Origin of the sequence: Dickeya chrysanthemi NCPPB 402, assembly GCF_000406105.1 — a bacterium.
GTDB lineage: Bacteria > Pseudomonadota > Gammaproteobacteria > Enterobacterales > Enterobacteriaceae > Dickeya > Dickeya chrysanthemi.
The window spans coordinates 1,610,564-1,630,296 of record NZ_CM001974.1; the positions used below are offsets into that span (position 1 = coordinate 1,610,564).

Below are 19,733 nucleotides of genomic sequence, written 5' to 3' on the forward strand. Positions count from 1 at the left end.
AGAGGTTCACACGCCACCTCTCCTTGACCACTGGCTGGTGGCTAAACTGTGCCGCTGCGCGGTGCCTTCGGCGTTCGCCTTCGCTGGTCGGGCCGCCCGTGACGCGCTCCCGGCGCGGCACGGGCTTTCGCCGCGTCCATGCGGCTCACCCGGCGAAGACGAACACCTCAGCACAGTTTTGGACGCCAGAGATCTCTCTTCTGAACGTAATGGGTTGGTCATCACTATGGAAAAGGCAGATCACATCAAATCGTGAATGAGTATTTACTTTCGCGCCGCCGATTGCTGCGGTGGTCGTTAAGCCTGTTGCCACTGGGGCTTTCCCGGCCTGCACTGGCCCAGTCGTTGTTAGTGCCGCAACGGGTTATCACCTTGTTTCAGGGCGCGACGGATACCGCCGTGGCGCTGGGGGTGACACCTGCCGGTGTGGTGGATTCGTGGAGCGAGAAACCCATGTACCGCTACCTGCGTCCGGCGCTGGCCGGCGTGCCGCATGTGGGGCTGGAAACCCAACCCAGTCTGGAAGACATCGTGCAGTTAAAGCCCGATACCATCGTCGCTTCGCGTTTTCGTCACCAGCGGCTGGAGCCACTGCTGTCGCAGATTGCGCCGGTGGTGATGCTGGATGAAATCTACCAGTTCAAAAAAACGGTGCAGGTGATGGGGCAGGCGCTTGGGCGTCAGGCCGTGGCCGACACGTTGCTGCAACACTGGCAGCAACGAGTGGGTGGGCTGCGTGAGCAGCTGCAACGCCGATTTGGCAGCGGCTGGCCGCCCACCGTATCAATACTGGATATCCGCGAAGATCATATCCGTAGCTATTTGCCCGGCAGCTTTCCCGGCTCGGTGCTGAGCGAGCTGGGGTTTGGCTGGAGCGACGCCAGCCGCGCGCAGCCGGGCGTTTCTCTCAAACTGACCAACAAAGAGAGCATCCCGGTGGTGGATGCCGACATCTTTTTCATTTTTCTGCGATCCGAGAGCCCGTCTGTGCAACGCAACTATGAATCCCTGATTCGTCACCCGCTGTGGCAGCAACTCCGCGCCCCGCAGCGCAATCAGGTCTGGGTGGTCAATGGCGTCACCTGGAGTCTGTCCGGCGGTATTCTGGGCGCCAACATGATGCTGGACGATATCGCCCAGGTCACCGGCATCGCCGGAGGCGCGTCATGAGTCATGCCGTGATACCGGTTGGGAAGCGGATAGCGCCCGGCCAGGTGCTGGCGGGCGGCGGCGTCTGTCTGCTGGCGCTGGCTTTCCTTAGCCTGATGGTCGGGCCGATAGGGATTGCGCCGTCGCAGGTGCTGGGCGCGCTATGGCACCCGGACCCGCTTAACGTCAGCCATATTCTGGTCACCTCGACCCGCCTGTCGCGCACGTTGATAGCCGTCGTGGTGGGTGGGAGTCTGGCGGTGGCGGGTGCGTTGATGCAGGTGCTGACCCGTAACCCGCTGGCGTCGCCGGGGCTGTTCGGCATCAACGCCGGCGCGATGTTTTTTTGATTGTCTGTGTGTCGCTGTTTCCCAACGTGGCGATGTCGGTGTGGTTGTGGTCGGCATTTGCCGGTGCGGCGGTGGCCGGGTGTCTGGTGTGGCTGATCGGCACCATGGGCAAGGGCAGCCTTAATCCGTTGCGTATGGTGCTGGCGGGGGCGGCCATCACCGCTATGTTCGCGGCTTTTAGTCAGGCGATGCTGGTGGTGAATCAGGAAGGGTTGGATACGGTGCTGTTCTGGCTGGCGGGATCGGTGGCCGACCGTGAACTGGCGACGGTGCTACCGTTGATGGGGTACTGTCTGGCGGCGCTGGTCGGTGCCTTGCTGCTGTCGGGGCAGGTCAACGTGCTGAATGCCGGTGAGGCCATTGCCCGCGGGCTGGGGCAGCGTACCGGGCGCATCCGGTTGTTGATGAGCCTGCTTGTCGTCGCGCTGGCCGGTGGTGCGGTGGCGATGGCGGGCAGCATTGGTTTTGTCGGGCTGATTGTGCCGCACATGGCCCGAAAACTGTTGCCCGCCGACCACCGCTGGTTGCTGCCCGGTTGCGCACTGCTGGGGGCGTGTCTGCTGCTGTTGGCGGATATTCTGGCGCGGGTAGTGATTGTGCCGCAGGAAGTGCCGGTCGGCGTGATGACCGCGCTGTTCGGCGCGCCGTTCTTCCTGTTCCTGCTGCGTCGCGGAGGCCGTCATGGATAAGCGCGAAAGAATGGATCCTGTGCTGGTGTGGCGGCAAGGGCGTTTTTCCCGCCAGATCAACCTGACCACCGTTGGCCGGGTATGGCTGGCGCTGCTGCTGGTGCTGGCGGTGATGGTGGCGTCGCTTGGCGTCGGCAAACTGATGCTGTCGCCGTGGGAGGTGTTGCAGGCGCTAGGATCGTCGCAGTCAGAAGGGGCGACGTTAATCGTCCAGCAGTTACGGTTGCCGCGGGTGCTGCTGGCCGTTTTGGTCGGGGGCGCGCTGGCGGTATCCGGGCTGATTCTGCAGGCGATGATCCGCAATCCGTTGGCCTCGCCGGATATTCTGGGCATTACCAGCGGTGCCAGCGCGGCGGCGGTGTTTTACCTGTCGTTTCTCGCCACTACGCTGGGGGCTCACTATCTGCCGCTGGCGGCGATGGTGGGTGCGGCGGTGGCGGTGCTGGCGGTGTACTGGCTGGCGTGGCAGTCGGGCGTCTCGCCGCAACGGCTGGTGCTGACCGGCGTCGGTGTATCGGCGCTGTTGACTGCGGCTACCACGTTCATGCTGGTGTTTAGCCCACTGACCACCACGTTGTCGGCTTATGTCTGGCTGACCGGTAGCGTCTACGGCGCCAGTTGGCGCGAAACCCGCGAGCTGGGCGGCTGGCTGTTGCTGATTGCGCCGTGGCTGGTGCTGCTGGCGCGTCAGGTACGGGTACAACAACTGGACGATGGGCTGGCGCAGGGCATTGGCGTGCGGGTGCAATGGTTGCGTCTGGCGCTGCTGCTGCTCAGTGTGGCGCTGGCGGGCGCGGCGATTGCCTGGGGCGGTGCGATGGCGTTCGTCGGGCTAATCGCGCCGCACATCGCCAAACGGCTGGTCGCACCGGCTTTTGCCGGGCAGGCGGCGATGGCGTTTCTCTGCGGCGCCGGGCTGGTGATGGTGGCGGATCTGTGCGGGCGAACGCTTTTTTTGCCGCTGGATCTGCCCGCCGGGATTTTCGTTTCGGCGCTGGGCGCGCCGTTCTTTCTGTATTTATTGATCAAACAACGTCATTAAGGAAACGGATAATGACCGCGATTACCAGCCGGGAACTGACCCTTGGCTATGCCCATCAGACCATTATCGACAATCTGGATATCCAACTGCCGAAGGGCAAGGTATCGGTACTGATCGGCAGCAACGGCTGCGGCAAAAGCACCTTGCTCAAGTCTTTCGCCCGCTTGCTCAAGCCGCTGAGCGGCACGGTCATCCTCAATGGTGAGGACATCCACCGCAAGTCCACCGCCGAGGTGGCGCGTGCACTGGCGATTTTGCCGCAGATGCCGGACGCGCCGGAAGGCATTACCGTGAAGCAGTTGGTTAGCCTGGGGCGTTACCCTTACCAGAACTGGCTACAGCAGTGGTCGCAGGAAGACGAGGCGATGGTGAATCAGGCTCTGCGCCAGACCGGCACCGACATGCTGGCGGAGCGACCGGTGGATGCGTTATCCGGCGGTCAGCGCCAGCGGGTGTGGATAGCGATGACGCTAGCGCAGGATACCGAGGTGGTGTTGCTGGATGAACCCACCACCTTCCTCGATCTGGCGCACCAGATCGAGGTGCTGGATTTACTGCGTGATCTCAATCGTCAGCATGGCAAAACCATCATTATGGTGTTGCACGACCTCAATCTGGCCTGCCGTTACGCCGACCATATGGTGGCGGTGCATAACCGCACCGCTTTCGCGCAGGGCACACCGGCCGGGATTCTGGACGAAGCGCTGGTGAAAACGGTGTTCAATCTGGACTGCCGCATCATCCCCGACCCGTTTTTCCACACGCCATTGTGTATTCCGTTCGGGCGTGAGAAACCGCAGGAGAGTGCGGCTGACTCGGGCCAGGCAGATGACAACCGCTATCAGGAAACCGCATGAGCTATCACATTAATCCCCGCGTACCGCCGATCAGTGATGAACGACTGACTGCCTATCGTCAAATCAGTACCTCCACGTTGGGACATTTGACGGAAAGCGGCTATTTGCACGGCATCCGGCCGCTGTTGCCGGATGTGCAGATGGTCGGCAACGTCGTGACGGTTAAGCTGTGCCCGCCGGACGGCGGTGTACTGCGTGAGGCGCTGTTGCTGAGTCAATCGGGCGATGTGTTGGTGGTCGATGCGTCGGAGGAGGAAGATCGCGCCTGCTGGGGCGAGCTGCGTGCGCTGGCGGCGTGTGTGAAAGGGCTGGCGGGGGTGGTGATAGCAGGGGCGGTGACGGATTCGCGCGCGCTGCGCCAATTGGGGTTGCCGGTGTTCTGCAAAGGCATCAGCGCCATTACCACCCGCACGCTGGGAACCGCAGGCGCGGTCAACGTGCCGGTAACAGTCGCCGGCGTGGCGGTGCACCCCGGCGATGTGGCGATGGGTGACGACGACGGGGTGTTTATCTTGAGTCCCTCAGCCGCCCGCGACTGGCTGGCGGTGGCGCAACACAAAGAACTCGCGGACGCGGAACGACGGGAGGTGTTGCGGCAAAAATTACCGGGGGCTTTCTGATATCGATGTAAACAAGAAACCTGCCGAAGCAGGTTTCAGAATAAAAGTTAGCGAAGAGATGAAATTCGCTCTAATGCTGCCTGGGCAAGGAACCCCGAGCGGCTTTTAAATTCCGGGTTACTTGCTACACAACGATCGATACGGTCAATCAGTGATTTAGGCAGCGTGACGTTAATTTTTTCCACACCCCCCATCAGCCGGGTGACATCGATATCAACAACGGCCCAGGTGTAACCGATGTACTCCGGTGATTTCGCCAACGTGCCGACGGATGAAACAGCAGGAATATCCTGGCCCATTTCGATCAGCAGCTCAATGTGACCAGTGATCGCGTCTTTAGCGTTGGCGATGGCCTCATCAAGTGTATCACCTGCGGAGAAACAGCCCGGCAGATCTGGCACTGTCACGCCGTATGCATGAGTATCGTCGCCTGCTTCAATTGCAATTGGATAAAACATAATTCAGCCTCTTCGAGTAAGCAGGGATCATATTCCCGCTTGTTTCCTGATGCTTTTTACCGTGCCTATCGGTAAATCCTTCTTAGGATGCGGGATGGTCACTAACCCCGGTTTAGCTGGGTGGATGAAGTGGTGATGGCTGCCGTTAATCCTTACCAATTCCCATCCATCGGCCTTGATTTCTGCCATTAACGTCCTGCTGTCCATCCTTAAACCTCGTATCCCGGCTATCAGCCAATCATAACCCCGATAACCCTGAAAATCAATCTTATGGAGTTATTGGGGGGTTATAATAATCAGATGCAGAATATTTGAATTGTTGTTTAATTTTTCGTGTGTGGAGGGGGCTTACGTACTTGTATGCGGGAACTCCAGTTTTTGTGATGGTTTAAAGAACGCGCCAAAATTGGCGCGTAAACTTAATACAGTATAAATTTATTTTAAATGTTTTTATAAAGCTCATCAATTTTATTGGCGTTTGCAAAGAATCTTGCTGGATATGCATTTGCATACTTGCTACTCATATACTCCTCGGTACTATCGATCAAATTAATTAACTTTGTTCCTAAATCATTTATATCTGGAGTGATATGGTCTGTTGATGACTTGAGGTTTTGAACTGAATTTAATAATACTGAGGCAAAGTATCTATTTGCGTGAGTGACAATCAAATGTCTTCTGCTATTTGAAAGTTTGTCAATGGTGGTTAGTTCCTTTCCAATTAGGTCATCAATGACTCTAAGGTGAATAACAGCATTTATTAATCTAATTCCGGGTACTTGTGGGTTAAATACCGTTTTGTATAAGCTACCATCGAAGTTGTCAAAAAATCGGCCTCTATATAACTTTAATGTCGCAACAATTGTATTGTTTTTGGTTAAGCAAGCTAAAGCATTTAGAGCTTCATCAAGATCTATTGTTTTGGCGTTTTTTTGAAATGAGTCTTCATCTGTTCTTAATAATTGGTACTGGTATCCTTCAAGAATTAATTCCTTTGCTAACCTGTGTTGCTCTGGCTGCTGAGATGCAAAATCTCGTCCGAGAACTCTATTCTGGAGGTTGTTAGCTCTGGTGATGCTATTGGCGATGGTATCACCTTTGTCATCATTTACTTTTATAAATCTTGCGGAAATTTTTATTTTTGAAAGGTTTTCTCCTGCGGAATCGATCAATGATCCAATGCTGCTTACTGTCTGTGCTCCATTAATGACACTTACATCTGTAAAATTAAAAACGCCTCTTTCTGAACCTAATGCTGCATTCCTTCTATGAGGCTCTATTTCATTAACTAATAAAGTTATGCCATTATTATAGAACCAGAACATATCTGGCTTTGTTAATGCTGTTTTTTTAATTTCTTCATTGACATCTGTTTTTCCTAGCAAATTTCTAATATTTTTCGTGAATAATCTTTGTCCGTGAGATTTCCACCAGTCTGCAATCTGATCTCCACTAATTAAACCATAATAAGCTTTATGTGGATTGTCGATAAAACCATATCGTTCTATTTCAACATCTTTCAAATCAATGCTATTCCTGGAGCCGGCCTGTAACCATTGAAGAATGTCTTCGGCAGAGATAAGATGAACTTGAAAGGCTAACTCTTCATTTGGAGTGTTTTCTGTCATTAACGCTGCTTCATTCAAATCCACTTGCCATGATTTCATGTCATCCAAAATTTGCTCTGCAGCGCCTCTTTTACCTGTATGAGTCATTGCAAAGATGAATTTATAGTCTAAAGAACTAAGTGCAATGCTGATATCTGTCTGCTTGTTTTGTAGTATCTCGTCAAATAAATTATATTGTTCGCTTTGGAGTTTTTCGCATGCATCTTTAAAAGATAAAAAATCATCTTTGATCCATGTTCCACTACCTGATTGATTAAATTTAGATTGAACGATAACTACAATTTTTTCGTTGTGGTTAATACATACACCATCAATGCCGCCATCACGGCTGCTATCACAAACACTTTCGCCTGCTTCCCGATCATCAACTCCACCTAATTGAAACATAGTAAAAGCAGCCAAGGCTCTACTGGCCATCTTTATATTATAGTCTGGTTGAGCAACAGAGCATTCACGTTTATGGATAAAATCCTGATATCTTTCTCTTAATGCATGTCCAAGTCGGGTGGCTGTAACTTGTGCAGTTGCGGAGGCTGCAGTTGAATTATCTTCAAGTTTCAGGTCGCTTACAAATGCCATAATTACCTCGATAATTATATATGTTGAAATTATATATTTATATGGGTTCTTGGTTTATTGGAGAAAAGGACTAATCATTGTCAATGAATGCATCTCATTATATTAAGAATATATCATCTGTTGTCTAGATTAGTGAAAAATAAAGTAGCTTGGCCGGTCTTTACTAAATAGTTTCTCATCATGACGTTGTACTTGTGAGAAATAACATCCCGCCAGATTTAGAGCCTCGCAATGATAATCGGAGCATCAATGCGGAGGCTATTTAGTCCTTAATTTATTCTCTGGGTATATGGTTTTCATCCCCACTATCAGCTATTCCGCATCCTGTACCGCGTTTCTGGCGATAGGTCGTGACGGTAGCGCATCAACGTCTTTCTCCCACCACATCGGTGTGGTTGTGGATGTCCCCAGCGTGACCACTTCACCCAGCATCGGTGTCAGCATCGGTAGCTGTCGCGCTTGCGCTAACTGGCTGCTGTGGCGTACCGGGTCGGCCCAGTCGTGAAACGCCAGCGCGAACATTCCCCAGTGGATCGGCATAAACAGGCGAGCGCGCACGTCCTGCACCGCCTGCACGGTCTGTTCCGGGTGCATGTGCGAGTCCGGCCAGCGTTGGTTGTACTGGCCGTTTTCCATAAACGCCAAATCAAACGGGCCAAAGCGTTCGCCGATATCGCGGAAGTGCTCGCCATAGCCGGAGTCGCCGCTGAAAAAAAGTCGCTCCTGTTGCCCCTGAATCACCCAGGAGGCCCACAGCGTGGTGTTGCGGCCGGACAGGCTGCGCCCGGAAAAGTGGTGCGACGGCGTGGCGGTGAACGTGATGCCGTTAAACGTATGCGCTTGATACCAGTCCAACTCCTGAATCCGTTCCGCTTCAATCCCCCACTTTTTCAGATGCTCGCCCACTTTCAGCGGGGCGATAAAGCGGGTCGCGCTGTTGCGAAAGGCGCGAATGGTCTGCTCGTCGAGATGGTCGTAGTGGTCGTGCGACAACAGAATGATGTCGATGTCCGGCAGCGCTTCGCGCGCCAGCACCGGCGGCTGAAAACGGCGAAACATAAAGCTGAATGGCGACACGCTGGCGGAAAACACCGGGTCTATCAGGATGCGGGTGTCATCCAGATTGAGCAGCAGGGTCGAGTGTCCGAACCAGATAAATTTGAGGCGTTCGCCGGCCGCGAGGAACGCCTGAAGGTCAGGGGATTGCGTCGGTAGCCGTTGGTCCGGTACGCGTCCTTTGCGTTGAAAACCGAGCCGCCAGATCAACGACAGGCTTTGCCACAGGCTCATCCGCGGGGCTGTCGACGGGCGCAGGTTGAAAAAACGCCCGGTTTCGGGGGAGTAATGTTTCGCGTGCGGGTCTGCCATAGGGTCTCCGGATCGGCGTCACAGAATGGTGACTACAGGTTATATCAGCGTATGTGTATTGATATGGTGCCAAAAACGACAGGATTCAAGGCAGGCGCTATTTTCACCTAAAGATCATTCACCTGCCGTGAGCGGTGTTTGCCCCGGCCGCTACGCGATAGATCAGTGGGTTATCTGTGACGCAGCCCTGTTGACGGTATGTTGCCCTATCACGTCAGTACTTTCTTTCCGAATAGGTGAATTGTTACGCATTTGTGGCGATAGGTTACCGATATGGCTAAATGCCGATGAGACGTTGAGGGTGAAGAGGAATGGATTGCCGAAGCAAGCAGGGGGCGCAACGCCATAATGTCGACTAAATAACCACATTTTTCGTTGTACAATTAATTACATAACGAAAATCCATCTGCCGATACCCATAAAGAGGGTGAATGTACTATTAAAACCGTAATTTTTGATTTTGCTCAAAATCTCCTCGCGGCGTGTTGTTAGATTTCCTGCAACAAAAAAGACACATAAAATTTATAGGGAAAAACATGCAAGTTAATCGAAGGGGCTTTTTTAAAGTCTGCGCCGGGGGAATGGCAGGGACCACACTCGCTGTTTTAGGATTTACACCCACAGAGGCGATGGCCTCGGTCCGTCAGTACAAGCTGCTGCGGGCAAAAGAAACACGTAATAACTGCACTTACTGCTCAGTCGGTTGCGGGCTGCTGATGTACAGCCTGGGCGACGGGGCGAAAAACGCCAAACCCGCCATCTTTCATATCGAAGGGGACCCGGATCATCCGGTCAGCCGCGGCTCGTTGTGCCCGAAGGGCGCCGGTCTGGTGGACTACATCCACAGTGAAGGCCGCCTGAAATATCCGGAGTACCGCGCACCGGGTTCGGACAAATGGCAGCGCATCAGTTGGGACGACGCCATTGAGCGTATCGCTCGCCTGATGAAAAAAGACCGTGACGCCAATTTCGAGCGCGTCAACGCTAAAGGCTCGCTGGTTAACCGCTGGCTGACTACCGGGATGCTGTGCTCTTCCGCCGCCAGTAATGAAACCGGCATTCTCGACCAGAAATTCGCCCGCTCGCTGGGCATGGTCGCCATCGATTGTCAGGCGCGTTTGTGTCACGGCCCGACGGTAGCTGCGCTGGCGCCGACCTTCGGCCGTGGGGCGATGACCAACAACTGGGTGGATATCAAAAACGCCAACGTGATTATCGTGATGGGCGGTAACGCGGCGGAAGCGCACCCGGTCGGTTTCAAATGGGCGGTGGAAGCCAAAACCCACAACGACGCCAAACTGATTGTGGTCGATCCGCGCTTTAACCGTTCCGCCGCCGTCGCCGATTTGTACGCGCCGATCCGCGCCGGCTCTGACGCCGCTTTCCTACTGGGTATCGTCAACTACCTGATTAATAACGACAAGATTCACCACGAGTATGTGAAGTCCTACACCAGCGCCAGCCTGATCGTGCGTGAGGATTTCCGCTTCGACGAAGGGCTGTTCAGCGGTTATAACAGCCAGACTCACCAGTATGACAAGAGCAGTTGGCAGTACGAGCTGGGGTCAGACGGTTTCGCCAAACGAGACATGACGCTGACCCATCCGCGCTGCGTATGGAACCTGCTGAAAAAACACGTTTCCCGCTATACGCCGGAAATGGTGACCTCGCTGTGCGGCACGCCGGCGAAAGACTATGAAGAGATTTGCCAGTCGCTGGCCAGCACCTGCGTGCCCAACAGAACCGCCACCTTCATGTACGCACTGGGCTGGACTCACCACACCAACGGCGCGCAGATTATCCGCGCGGCGGCGATGATCCAGTTGTTACTCGGCAACATCGGCATGGCGGGCGGCGGCATCAATGCGCTGCGCGGTCACTCCAACATTCAGGGTTATACCGATCTGGGGCTGCTGAGCCTCAACCTGCCGGGCTATATGCCGTTGCCGTCCGAAAAACAGGGCGACCTGAAAACCTACCTCAGCCAGATCACGCCGGATGCGTTGCTGCCGGATCAGGTCAACTACTGGAAGAATACGCCGAAGTTTTTTATCAGCATGATGAAGAGCTTCTGGGGCGATAACGCACAAGCCGCCAACAACTGGGGCTATGACTGGCTGCCGAAATGGGACCGCAGCTATGACGTGATGGCCCAGACCGAACTGATGCTGGACGGCAAAATGAACGGCTACATCGTTCAGGGGTTCAACCCGCTGGCGGCGTTCTCCAACAAGAACAAGGCCACTGCCGCCCTGTCGAAACTGAAATACATGGTGGTGATCGACCCGCTGGCGACCGAAACGTCTACGTTTTGGCAGAACCACGGCGAGTTTAATGACGTGAACCCGGCCGAGATTCAGACTGAGGTGTTCCGTCTGCCGTCCAGTTGCTTTGCCGAAGAAAACGGCTCGATTGCCAACTCCGGCCGCTGGTTGCAATGGCACTGGGCGGCGGCCGAGCCACCGGCTGAAGCGCTGCACGACGGTAAGATCCTCGGCCGCCTGATGATGCGTCTGCGTGAACTGTACCGCGAAGAGGGCGGCGTCTGCCCGGAACCGGTGATGAACATCAACTGGAACTATCAGGACCCGGAAGACCCGACGCCGGAAGAGATCGCCCGCGAAGCCAACGGTATGGCGCTGGCGGACGTGTTCGACGACAAAGGTAATCTGGTGCTGAAAAAAGGCCAGCAACTGGCGGACTTCTCGCAACTGCGCGACGACGGCACTACCGCCAGCTTCTGCTGGATTTACGCCGGTAGCTGGACCGAAGCCGGCAACCAGATGGCGAACCGCGACAATACCGACGTCGGCCTTGGTGCCACGCCGGGTTGGGCCTGGTGCTGGCCGCAGAACCGCCGCATCCTGTACAACCGCGCCTCGGCGGACTTGCAAGGCAAACCCTGGGACAGCAAACGCAAACTGCTGGAATGGACCGGCCAGAAATGGAAGGGCATCGACGTACCGGATTTCGCCGCCACGGTGCCGCCGGGCAAAGACACCATGCCGTTCATCATGCTGCCGGAAGGGGTGGCGCGCCTGTTCTCGCTGGACAAACTGGCGGATGGCCCGTTCCCGGAACACTACGAACCGATAGAAAGCCCGATCGGCACCAACCCGCTGCACCCGGCGGTGGTGTCTAACCCGGCGGCGCGTCTGTTTGCGCGTGATGCCAAAACCATGGGCAAGGCGAGCGATTTCCCGTACGTCGCCACCACCTATTCCATTACCGAGCTGTTCCGCCACTGGACCAAACATGCGCGCATGAACGCGATTGTTCAGCCGGAGCAGTTTGTCGAAATCGGCGAAAACCTGGCGAAGAGCAAAGGCATCAAGGCCGGCGATATGGTGAAAGTGTCCTGTCAGCGCGGTTACATCAAAGCGAAAGCGGTGGTGACCAAGCGTATCAGAACGCTGACCGTGGCCGGAAAAGCGATTGAGACCGTCGGTATTCCCTGTCACTGGGGATTTGAGGGCACGACGCGCAAGGGATTCCTGGCGAATACCCTGACGCCCAGCGTCGGCGATGCCAACTCGCAAACGCCGGAATACAAGGCGTTCCTGGTCAATGTGGAAAAGGTGTAAAGGGTAAAACGTTATGTCAATGCAATCTCAGGATATTATCCAGCGTTCGGCCACCAGTAGCCTGACGCCGCCGCCACAGGTTCGGGATGATAAAAGCGAAGTCGCCAAACTGATCGACGTCACCACCTGCATCGGCTGTAAAGCCTGCCAGGCGGCCTGTTCCGAGTGGAACGACATCCGCGATGAAGTCGGCCACAACGTGGGGGTGTACGACAACCCTACCGATCTGAGCGCGAAATCCTGGACGGTGATGCGTTTCTCCGAGGTGGAGAGCGCAGACCGTCTGGAGTGGTTGATTCGTAAGGACGGCTGTATGCACTGCGCCGAGCCGGGCTGCCTGAAAGCCTGCCCGTCGGCCGGGGCGATTATTCAGTACGCCAACGGCATCGTCGATTTTCAGTCTGAGCACTGCATCGGCTGTGGCTACTGCATCGCCGGGTGTCCGTTCAATATTCCGCGCTTAAACCCGCAGGATAACCGCGTCTACAAATGTACGCTGTGCGTCGATCGCGTCAGCACCGGTCAGGAGCCGGCCTGCGTGAAGACTTGCCCGACCGGCGCCATTCATTTCGGCACCAAGGAAGAAATGAAGAACGTGGCGGCCGAGCGTATCGCGCATCTGCAAAAACGCGGCTACGCCAACGCCGGTCTGTATGACCCCGAAGGCGTCGGCGGCACCCACGTAATGTATGTGTTGCATCATGCGGATAAACCGTCGCTGTACCACAACCTGCCGGATAACCCGAAAATTTCGACGCCGGTTAATCTGTGGAAAGGCATTCTCAAGCCGCTTTCGACATTGGGCTTCGTCGCTACCTTCGCCGGGCTGATGTTCCACTATATCGGCATTGGGCCGAACACCGAAGAGACGGCGCATCCGCATGAAGGGCAGCCGCACGAAGGAGACGATAAGCATGAGTAACCCAAAAATGATTGTGCGCACCAAATTCGCCGACCGTGTTTGCCACTGGATTGTGGTGATCAGCTTCTTTCTGGTGGCGCTGTCTGGTATCGCGCTGTTTTTCCCGACGCTGCAATGGCTGACGCAAACCTTCGGTACGCCGCAGATGGGGCGCATCATGCACCCGTTCTTCGGTATTTTGATTGTGGTGTGTCTGGTGCCGATGTTTATCCGCTTTGTCGGTCATAACATCCCCAAACGCCGCGATCTGCCGTGGTTCCTCAATATCATCGAGGTACTGAAGGGCAACGAGCATGAAGTCGCCGATGTGGGTAAATACAACCCCGGTCAGAAACTGATGTTCTGGAGCATCATGGGATTAACGCTGGTGTTGCTGATTACCGGCGTCATCATGTGGCGGCCGTACTTCGCGCACCTGTTCCCGATAGACCTGGTGCGTTACGCCATTCTGTTGCACGCCACGGCGGCCATCGTGCTGATCCACGCGATTCTGATCCATCTGTACATGGCGTTCTGGGTCCGCGGCTCCATCAAAGGCATGATCGAAGGCAAGGTGTCTGAAAAATGGGCGTTGAAACACCACCCGCGCTGGGCGCGCGATGTGATCAGCAAAGCCAATAAAGACAAGAAATAACCTTTCCCTGCTGGCGGTTCCTGTTCGGAGCGGGAATCGCCAGGCTGTTCGCAAAACATCCAGCTATTTATCAACAGCCTTTCGATTCCCGCCGTCATCCCCCCCTTACCGCGATTTGTGGTAGTCTGGCCCGTAACAGAGTTCAGGGTGAATGGTGCGCATGTCACTGAAACAGATTGCAAAAACGCTGGGGTTGTCGGTCACTACCGTCAGCCGGGCGCTGAACGGCTACGATGACGTAGCCGCCGAGACGCGCCAGCGGGTAGAAGACGAGGCGCGACGCCTCGGCTATCGCCCCAATACCTTTGCTCGTCGTCTGAAAATGGGTCGCATTGATGCGGTGGGCTTGGTGTTCCCGTTGCAGCCCGCACCACTCAGCAATACCACCTTTATGGACATGGTGGCGGAAATCAGTCACGAGCTGGCGAAGCAGGAGATCGACCTACTGTTGATCGCCGACGAAGGGCTGGCCGATCACCACGCGTTTTTGCGCATGATTGAAAGCCGCCGGGTGGATGCGTTAATCGTCGCGCATACCCTGCAACAGGACCCCCGCCTGCAATATCTGCAATCGATCGGCTTTCCGTTTTTGGCGCTGGGGCGCAGCGATTTGCCGATGCCCTATGCCTGGTTCGATTTCGACAATCAGGCCGGCGCTGCGCTTGCCACCCGCCATTTGATCGCCCTCGGGCACCGCCATATCGCTTTTCTGGGCGAGCATCATCCGCAATCGTTTATCGCCCAGCGCCGTGCCGGTTATCTGGCGGCGTTGGCGGCTGGCGGCATTGCCCGGCGCGACGAGCTGTTGCGTCAGGTGGCGCCATCACGTCGGGAGGGGTATCTGGCTACCCGGCAATGGCTGGCTTTGCCGCAGCCGCCTACCGCCATCGTCATCGACGGCAGCACGCAGGGAGAAGGAGCGGCGCTGGCGCTGCGCGACAGTGGCCGCCTGCACGGTGAACGTGCGGTATCGCTGATCGTCTATGACGGCCTGCCTGCCGACTCGCTACTGGAGATACCGGTCACCGCCATTACACAGGCTACACGCTTAGAAGTGGGGCAGCAGATTGCCGATATGATGTTTCGTCTGCTGGCAGGCGATGCGCCGTCGTCGTTGCAGGTGCTGTGGCAACCGCAACTACGCGCCGGACAGACCGATAACCCGCCGCCGCAAGCAGAATAACCCGTCTCATGTCAGCGTTTTCAATGTTCGTTTTTTAACCCGATCACAAAACCGAAACGTTTCGGTTTTTATCCGAAACGTTTCGGAATACAACTAACCTCATCAACCATTCAGGAGGATGAGGATGGAAACGACACTGATTCGGCTCACCAGCCCGGTGACCGACGTGATTGTGCGCTGCCGGCCGGCGGCGGAAATACTGTATTGGGGACCGCATCTGGCGACGTTTTCGCCGCAGGATGCGGAAAGTCTGTCGCGGCCGGTGGCGAACGGCCGGCTGGATGTGGATGTGCCGGTAACACTGGCGGCGGAAACCGGACGCGGGCTGTTCGGCTCGCCGGGCATTGAAGGGCATCGCAACGGTCTCGATGCCTTTGCGGTGCTAACCACCGTCGCGGTGCGTCAGCCGGACCCGCAGCAACTGGTCATTGAAGCGGAAGACCGTCAGGCCGGCCTGCGCCTGACCAGCGAATTGCGGCTGCACGCCGACAGCGGGGTACTGCAACTACGCCACTGCCTGACTAACCTGCATCCGGGCGACTGGCAGGTACAGCGGCTGGCGGTCACGTTACCGTTGCCGGAATCGGCGGCAGAGATTATGGCGTTTCACGGCCGCTGGGTGCGGGAATTTCAGCCGCACCGCACGCTGTTAGCGCACGGCAGTCTGGTGCAGGAAAACCGTCGCGGACGCACTTCGCATGAATATTTTCCGGCGATGGTGAGCGGCGAGCCGGGATTCGCCGAGCAGCATGGCCGGGTATGGGGGGCACATCTCGGCTGGAGCGGCAACCATCGGTTGCGTACGGAAGTGAAAACCGATGGCCGACGGCTGGTGCAGGCGGAGGCACTCTACCTGCCCGGTGAAATCGCGCTGGCGCAGGGAGAGTCGCTGACTACGCCGTGGCTGTACGCCGCCTGTTCCGAGATGGGGCTGAATGGCATGAGCCAGCAGTTTCACCGCTTTTTGCGTCAGGAGATTATTCGTTTTCCGCACGCCAAAGCGCGCCCGGTCCACCTTAACACCTGGGAAGGCATCTACTTTAAGCATGATCCGGCCTACATCATGCAGATGGCGACGCAGGCCGCGGCGCTGGGCGTCGAGCGTTTTATCATCGACGATGGCTGGTTTCGTGGGCGCGACCATGACCGTGCCGCGCTCGGCGACTGGTACGTGGACTTGGATAAATACCCGCAAGGGCTGATGCCGGTGATAAACCATGTGCGGGAGCTGGGCATGGAGTTCGGCATCTGGGTCGAACCGGAAATGATCAACCCGGATTCCGATCTCTATCGTGCGCACCCGGATTGGCTGTTGGCGCTGCCCGGTTACGATCAGCCGACCGGCCGCTATCAGTATGTGCTCGACCTGTCTAACCCCGAGGCGTTCGATTACCTGCTGGCGCGCCTGAGCTGGCTGCTGGGCGAACACCCGATCGACTACGTGAAATGGGACATGAACCGCGAGTTGGTGCAACCGGCTCATCAGGGGCGGGCGGCGGCTGACCGCCAGACCAGGGCGTTTTATCGTTTGCTCGATGTGTTGGGCGAGCGCTTCCCGCAGGTGGAATTTGAGTCTTGCGCGTCGGGCGGTGGGCGCATCGATTATGAGGTGTTGCGGCGTTGCCACCGTTTCTGGGCGTCCGACAACAACGACGCACTGGAACGGCAGACGATTCAGCGCGGCATGAGTTACTTCTTCCCCCCCGAAGTGATGGGCGCGCACATCGGTCACCACCGCTGTCACGCCACCGGACGTCAGCACGGCATTGCTTTTCGCGGCCTGACGGCGCTGTTCGGCCATATGGGGATCGAGCTGGACCCGGTACGTGCCGATGCGCAGGAACAGGCCGGTTTTCGCCATTATGTGGCGCTGCACCGCCAGTATCGCACGCTGTTGCACACCGGCTGCCTGTGGCGCGTTGATATGGCCGATGCCTCTACGCAGGTGCAGGGGGTGGTCAGCGAGGATAGGCGTCAGGCGCTGTTTCTGGTCACGCAACTGGCGATGCCGGATTACGCGCTGGCCGGGGTGCTGCGTTTCCCCGGTCTGGACGCGCAAGCCCGTTACCGACTGACCGTGGTGGATCACCCTGACCTGAAACCGGTCATCGAGGGCGGCAGCACCATGCGGCAGTTGCCGACATGGATGGCGGCACCGGCTGAATATAACGGCGAATGGTTGATGAAAGCCGGGCTGCGTCTGCCTATTCTCAACCCGGAAACGGCGCTGTTGCTGGAACTGGAACGTCTGTAATGCAGCGGGAGAGGGCAACCTCTCCCCCGACCGGCCTGTTTAAGGATACTTATATGGACATCAGCCAACCGACCCTACACGCGACGACACATAAACATAACCATAATTTCTGGATTTTCGGCCTGTTCTTTTTTCTGTACTTCTTCATCATGGCGACCTGCTTTCCGTTTCTGCCGGTGTGGCTGGCGGAGGTGATTGGCCTGAATAAAACCCAGACCGGCGTGGTGTTTTCCGCCATTTCGCTGTTCGCCATTCTGTTTCAGCCGTTGATGGGCGTATTGTCGGACCGGCTGGGATTGAAAAAACACCTGCTGTGGGTGATTGCCATTCTGCTGTTTTTGTTCGCGCCGTTCTTTCTGTATGTGTTTGCACCGCTGCTGAAGGTGAATAGTTTACTGGGGGCGGTGGTGGGCGGCGTTTACATCGGGCTGGTGTTTTCCGCCGGTGCCGGTGCGGTGGAAGCGTATATCGAGCGCGTCAGCCGCCAGAGCGGTTTTGAGTATGGCAAGGCGCGGATGTTCGGGTGCCTGGGGTGGGGGTTGTGTGCGTCAACGGCGGGGATGCTGTTTAACGTTAACCCGGAATTGGTGTTCTGGATGGGGTCCGGCGCGGCGGTGATGCTGTTGGTGTTGCTGCTGATAGCCCGCCCGGAATCGCACCCGACGGCGCAGGTGATGGACGCGCTGGGCGCCAATCAGCCGCAGGTGACGCTGAAAATGGCGACCGGCGTGTTTGGCGATCGCAAACTGTGGATGTTTGTGTTGTACGTGGTCGGTGTAGCCTGCGTGTACGACGTGTTCGACCAGCAGTTCGCCAACTTCTTCAAATCGTTTTTCGCCACGCCGCAACAGGGCAACCAGGTGTTTGGTTTTGCCACCACGCTGGGTGAACTGGCGAATGCGGTCATCATGTTCTGCTCACCGTGGATCATCAATCGCGTCGGTGCCAAAAACACGCTGCTGGTAGCGGGAATGATCATGACGGTGCGGATTGTCGGGTCGGCGTTCGCCACTACGGCGGTGGAAGTGGTGGCGCTGAAAATGCTGCACGCGCTGGAAGTGCCGTTCCTGCTGGTCGGTGCGTTCAAGTACATCACCACCACTTTCGACACCCGGCTATCCGCCACTATTTATCTGATTGGTTTTCAGTTTGCCAAACAGTTGGCGGCGATCTTTCTGTCGGCAATGGCGGGCAATCTGTATGACCGCATCGGTTTTCAGCACACTTATCTGATTCTCGGCGCTATTGCCCTGACGGTGACGTTGATCTCCGCGTTTACCTTGTCTGGTTCTCGCACCACAACGCAACCGGCGTATCGTACTACGTTATCCTGAAGGCGGTTATTCTGAAGATCGGTTGTTCTGGCCAGTGAGCGGGTCGGCCGCGTTTAACGCCGGCCGACCTTGCACGCACCGCCATAACCGCATGTGGCGATGTCGTACAAGCAGAACGACTAGTTTTTAACGGTATTAATAGCCCAGATATCCTGCGCCAGCCGGCGATCGAGCAGATAGGCGTACGGCAGATAGAAATAGCCGTTTTCACCCACCGCTTTCCCCCATGAATTGCGGAATTTAAACAACTGGGTGGCGTTGTCATATCCCACGCACAGCACCGCATGGCCGCCTTCCGGCTTATCTTTGCCGCTGGGCAACGGCACCACCACCGGCAGGTTTTGCAGGTCAATCCAACTGGAATAGACCGTAAAACCGAACACAAACGGAAAACCGCAGGCCAGGCAGCCTTGCAGATGCGCCAGGTCCTGATGTAACCGCTGGTAGTTGGTGATGGTGTATTTCACCGCATCCTGATAGCACCGCTCCGGTGGTTTGGTGGCCGCCGGCGCGTCGGGGGGAAATTCGCCGCCTTCTTGCTTAGGCGGCGTCGCGACGTAGGGCCATTCATCTTCCGGGCAGACGCCGAGTTTGTGCAAAGCCTTGATGCCGTCGCGCAGCATGGCACCGGCGTCGTATTTAACATCGCCTTCAATGGTGCGCTCGTTGTAGTAGATAAATAGCCTTGACGGGATGAAATTCGGTCGTTCGCCGACTTTAAGACGATCAAACTGTACCGCACCCGCCAGCGCGTTAGCGGTACAGGAACCGATAGGACCTTGGTCGTAGACTTCAAAGGTTGGAGTCAGGTCGACTTTGGCCGGCAACACTTTCAGTACGCTTGGGTCTGGCGTGTAGTGATGATCGCGGATATCCGGGGTATCAGGAATATAGCCCAGGCGGGATTTACGTCTTTTCGTCAGCATAACGATTAGCCTCATGATGGTAGGGTTCCCGCCTATTGTTGGCGATGTGGATTATTCAGCCATCGGAATGGGTTGAGAGATGATGAACGGCCGATGATCATCTGTTGCAGGATATGAAGCGGGAAACCCCGGCCGTCGACGCCAGCCTGCCGCCGC

Annotated in this window: 15 protein-coding genes and 1 pseudogene; 11 read left to right on the forward strand and 5 right to left on the reverse strand. The window is 56.4% G+C overall.

Going from position 1 to position 19,733, the window contains the following annotated elements; translation table 11 throughout:
* Window positions 1-252: 252 nt before the first annotated feature.
* The 5 genes and pseudogenes from DCH402_RS07300 to DCH402_RS07320 all read left to right on the forward strand — a co-directional run bounded on the left by DCH402_RS07300 (window position 253) and on the right by DCH402_RS07320 (window position 4,707).
* Window positions 253-1,170, forward strand: coding sequence for an ABC transporter substrate-binding protein (locus DCH402_RS07300; protein WP_040000520.1), 918 nt, complete (start codon window positions 253-255; stop codon window positions 1,168-1,170).
* Window positions 1,167-2,188 (forward strand): annotated as a pseudogene (locus tag DCH402_RS07305) (FecCD family ABC transporter permease). Before DCH402_RS07300 ends, DCH402_RS07305 begins: the two are co-directional and overlap by 4 nt.
* Complete coding sequence (locus tag DCH402_RS07310; protein ID WP_050583274.1) at window positions 2,181-3,230, forward strand: FecCD family ABC transporter permease; 1,050 nt, start codon at window positions 2,181-2,183, stop codon at window positions 3,228-3,230. The pseudogene DCH402_RS07305 and the gene DCH402_RS07310 overlap by 8 nt, the downstream one beginning before the upstream one ends.
* 11 nt (window positions 3,231-3,241) lie before the next feature.
* Window positions 3,242-4,087, forward strand: a complete 846-nt coding sequence (locus DCH402_RS07315; protein ID WP_040000521.1) for an ABC transporter ATP-binding protein — start codon at window positions 3,242-3,244, stop codon at window positions 4,085-4,087.
* Window positions 4,084-4,707: an RraA family protein gene (locus DCH402_RS07320; RefSeq protein WP_040000522.1), complete on the forward strand. Its 624-nt coding sequence runs from the start codon at window positions 4,084-4,086 to the stop codon at window positions 4,705-4,707. The genes DCH402_RS07315 and DCH402_RS07320 overlap by 4 nt, the downstream gene beginning before the upstream one ends.
* A gap of 47 nt (window positions 4,708-4,754) precedes the next feature.
* Here DCH402_RS07320 and DCH402_RS07325 read toward each other — a convergent pair whose 3' ends face one another.
* From DCH402_RS07325 to DCH402_RS07340, 4 genes are all read right to left on the reverse strand, one after another.
* On the reverse strand, window positions 4,755-5,165 hold the full coding sequence (locus DCH402_RS07325; protein ID WP_040000523.1) for a type II toxin-antitoxin system HicB family antitoxin: 411 nt from the start codon (window positions 5,163-5,165) through the stop codon (window positions 4,755-4,757).
* 27 nt (window positions 5,166-5,192) lie between these two features.
* Window positions 5,193-5,372, reverse strand: a complete 180-nt coding sequence (locus tag DCH402_RS07330; RefSeq protein WP_023639454.1) for a type II toxin-antitoxin system HicA family toxin — start codon at window positions 5,370-5,372, stop codon at window positions 5,193-5,195.
* 233 nt (window positions 5,373-5,605) lie between these two features.
* Window positions 5,606-7,372, reverse strand: a complete 1,767-nt coding sequence (locus DCH402_RS07335; RefSeq protein WP_040000524.1) for an AIPR family protein — start codon at window positions 7,370-7,372, stop codon at window positions 5,606-5,608.
* Window positions 7,373-7,684: 312 nt separating this feature from the next.
* Window positions 7,685-8,740: an MBL fold metallo-hydrolase gene (locus DCH402_RS07340; RefSeq protein WP_040000525.1), complete on the reverse strand. Its 1,056-nt coding sequence runs from the start codon at window positions 8,738-8,740 to the stop codon at window positions 7,685-7,687.
* 536 nt (window positions 8,741-9,276) lie between these two features.
* Between DCH402_RS07340 and fdnG the strand changes: the two genes are divergently transcribed.
* The 6 genes from fdnG (at window position 9,277) to DCH402_RS07370 (ending at window position 18,651) form a co-directional block, all read left to right on the forward strand.
* Window positions 9,277-12,324 (forward strand): formate dehydrogenase-N subunit alpha, encoded by a 3,048-nt coding sequence (gene fdnG, locus DCH402_RS07345; protein ID WP_071604679.1) that lies wholly within the window; start codon window positions 9,277-9,279, stop codon window positions 12,322-12,324.
* 13 nt (window positions 12,325-12,337) lie between these two features.
* Window positions 12,338-13,246 carry a formate dehydrogenase subunit beta gene (fdxH, locus tag DCH402_RS07350; protein ID WP_040000526.1) on the forward strand — a complete coding sequence of 303 codons (909 nt, stop codon included), beginning with the start codon at window positions 12,338-12,340 and terminating at the stop codon, window positions 13,244-13,246.
* Window positions 13,239-13,880 (forward strand): formate dehydrogenase-N subunit gamma, encoded by a 642-nt coding sequence (fdnI, locus tag DCH402_RS07355; protein ID WP_040000527.1) that lies wholly within the window; start codon window positions 13,239-13,241, stop codon window positions 13,878-13,880. The genes fdxH and fdnI overlap by 8 nt, the downstream gene beginning before the upstream one ends.
* Before the next feature lie 160 nt (window positions 13,881-14,040).
* Window positions 14,041-15,063: a LacI family DNA-binding transcriptional regulator gene (locus DCH402_RS07360; protein WP_040003472.1), complete on the forward strand. Its 1,023-nt coding sequence runs from the start codon at window positions 14,041-14,043 to the stop codon at window positions 15,061-15,063.
* 124 nt (window positions 15,064-15,187) lie between these two features.
* Window positions 15,188-17,317, forward strand: a complete 2,130-nt coding sequence (locus DCH402_RS07365) for an alpha-galactosidase (RefSeq protein WP_040000528.1) — start codon at window positions 15,188-15,190, stop codon at window positions 17,315-17,317.
* Between the two features lie 53 nt (window positions 17,318-17,370).
* Complete coding sequence (locus DCH402_RS07370) at window positions 17,371-18,651, forward strand: MFS transporter (RefSeq protein ID WP_040000530.1); 1,281 nt, start codon at window positions 17,371-17,373, stop codon at window positions 18,649-18,651.
* A gap of 119 nt (window positions 18,652-18,770) precedes the next feature.
* Here the strand turns inward: DCH402_RS07370 and DCH402_RS07375 are convergent, their stop codons facing one another.
* Complete coding sequence (locus tag DCH402_RS07375) at window positions 18,771-19,577, reverse strand: C1 family peptidase (protein ID WP_040000531.1); 807 nt, start codon at window positions 19,575-19,577, stop codon at window positions 18,771-18,773.
* Window positions 19,578-19,733: the final 156 nt, after the last annotated feature.

Coding starts and splice junctions, on each gene's coding strand:
- DCH402_RS07310 (WP_050583274.1), top strand. CDS start 2,181: ATGGATAAGCGCGAAAGAATGGATCCTGTGCTGGTGTGGCGGCAAGGG.
- DCH402_RS07315 (WP_040000521.1), top strand. CDS start 3,242: ATGACCGCGATTACCAGCCGGGAACTGACCCTTGGCTATGCCCATCAG.
- DCH402_RS07320 (WP_040000522.1), top strand. CDS start 4,084: ATGAGCTATCACATTAATCCCCGCGTACCGCCGATCAGTGATGAACGA.
- DCH402_RS07325 (WP_040000523.1), bottom strand. CDS start 5,165: ATGTTTTATCCAATTGCAATTGAAGCAGGCGACGATACTCATGCATAC.
- DCH402_RS07330 (WP_023639454.1), bottom strand. CDS start 5,372: ATGGACAGCAGGACGTTAATGGCAGAAATCAAGGCCGATGGATGGGAA.
- DCH402_RS07335 (WP_040000524.1), bottom strand. CDS start 7,372: ATGGCATTTGTAAGCGACCTGAAACTTGAAGATAATTCAACTGCAGCC.
- DCH402_RS07340 (WP_040000525.1), bottom strand. CDS start 8,740: ATGGCAGACCCGCACGCGAAACATTACTCCCCCGAAACCGGGCGTTTT.
- fdnG (WP_071604679.1), top strand. CDS start 9,277: ATGCAAGTTAATCGAAGGGGCTTTTTTAAAGTCTGCGCCGGGGGAATG.
- fdxH (WP_040000526.1), top strand. CDS start 12,338: ATGTCAATGCAATCTCAGGATATTATCCAGCGTTCGGCCACCAGTAGC.
- fdnI (WP_040000527.1), top strand. CDS start 13,239: ATGAGTAACCCAAAAATGATTGTGCGCACCAAATTCGCCGACCGTGTT.
- DCH402_RS07360 (WP_040003472.1), top strand. CDS start 14,041: ATGTCACTGAAACAGATTGCAAAAACGCTGGGGTTGTCGGTCACTACC.
- DCH402_RS07365 (WP_040000528.1), top strand. CDS start 15,188: ATGGAAACGACACTGATTCGGCTCACCAGCCCGGTGACCGACGTGATT.
- DCH402_RS07370 (WP_040000530.1), top strand. CDS start 17,371: ATGGACATCAGCCAACCGACCCTACACGCGACGACACATAAACATAAC.
- DCH402_RS07375 (WP_040000531.1), bottom strand. CDS start 19,577: ATGCTGACGAAAAGACGTAAATCCCGCCTGGGCTATATTCCTGATACC.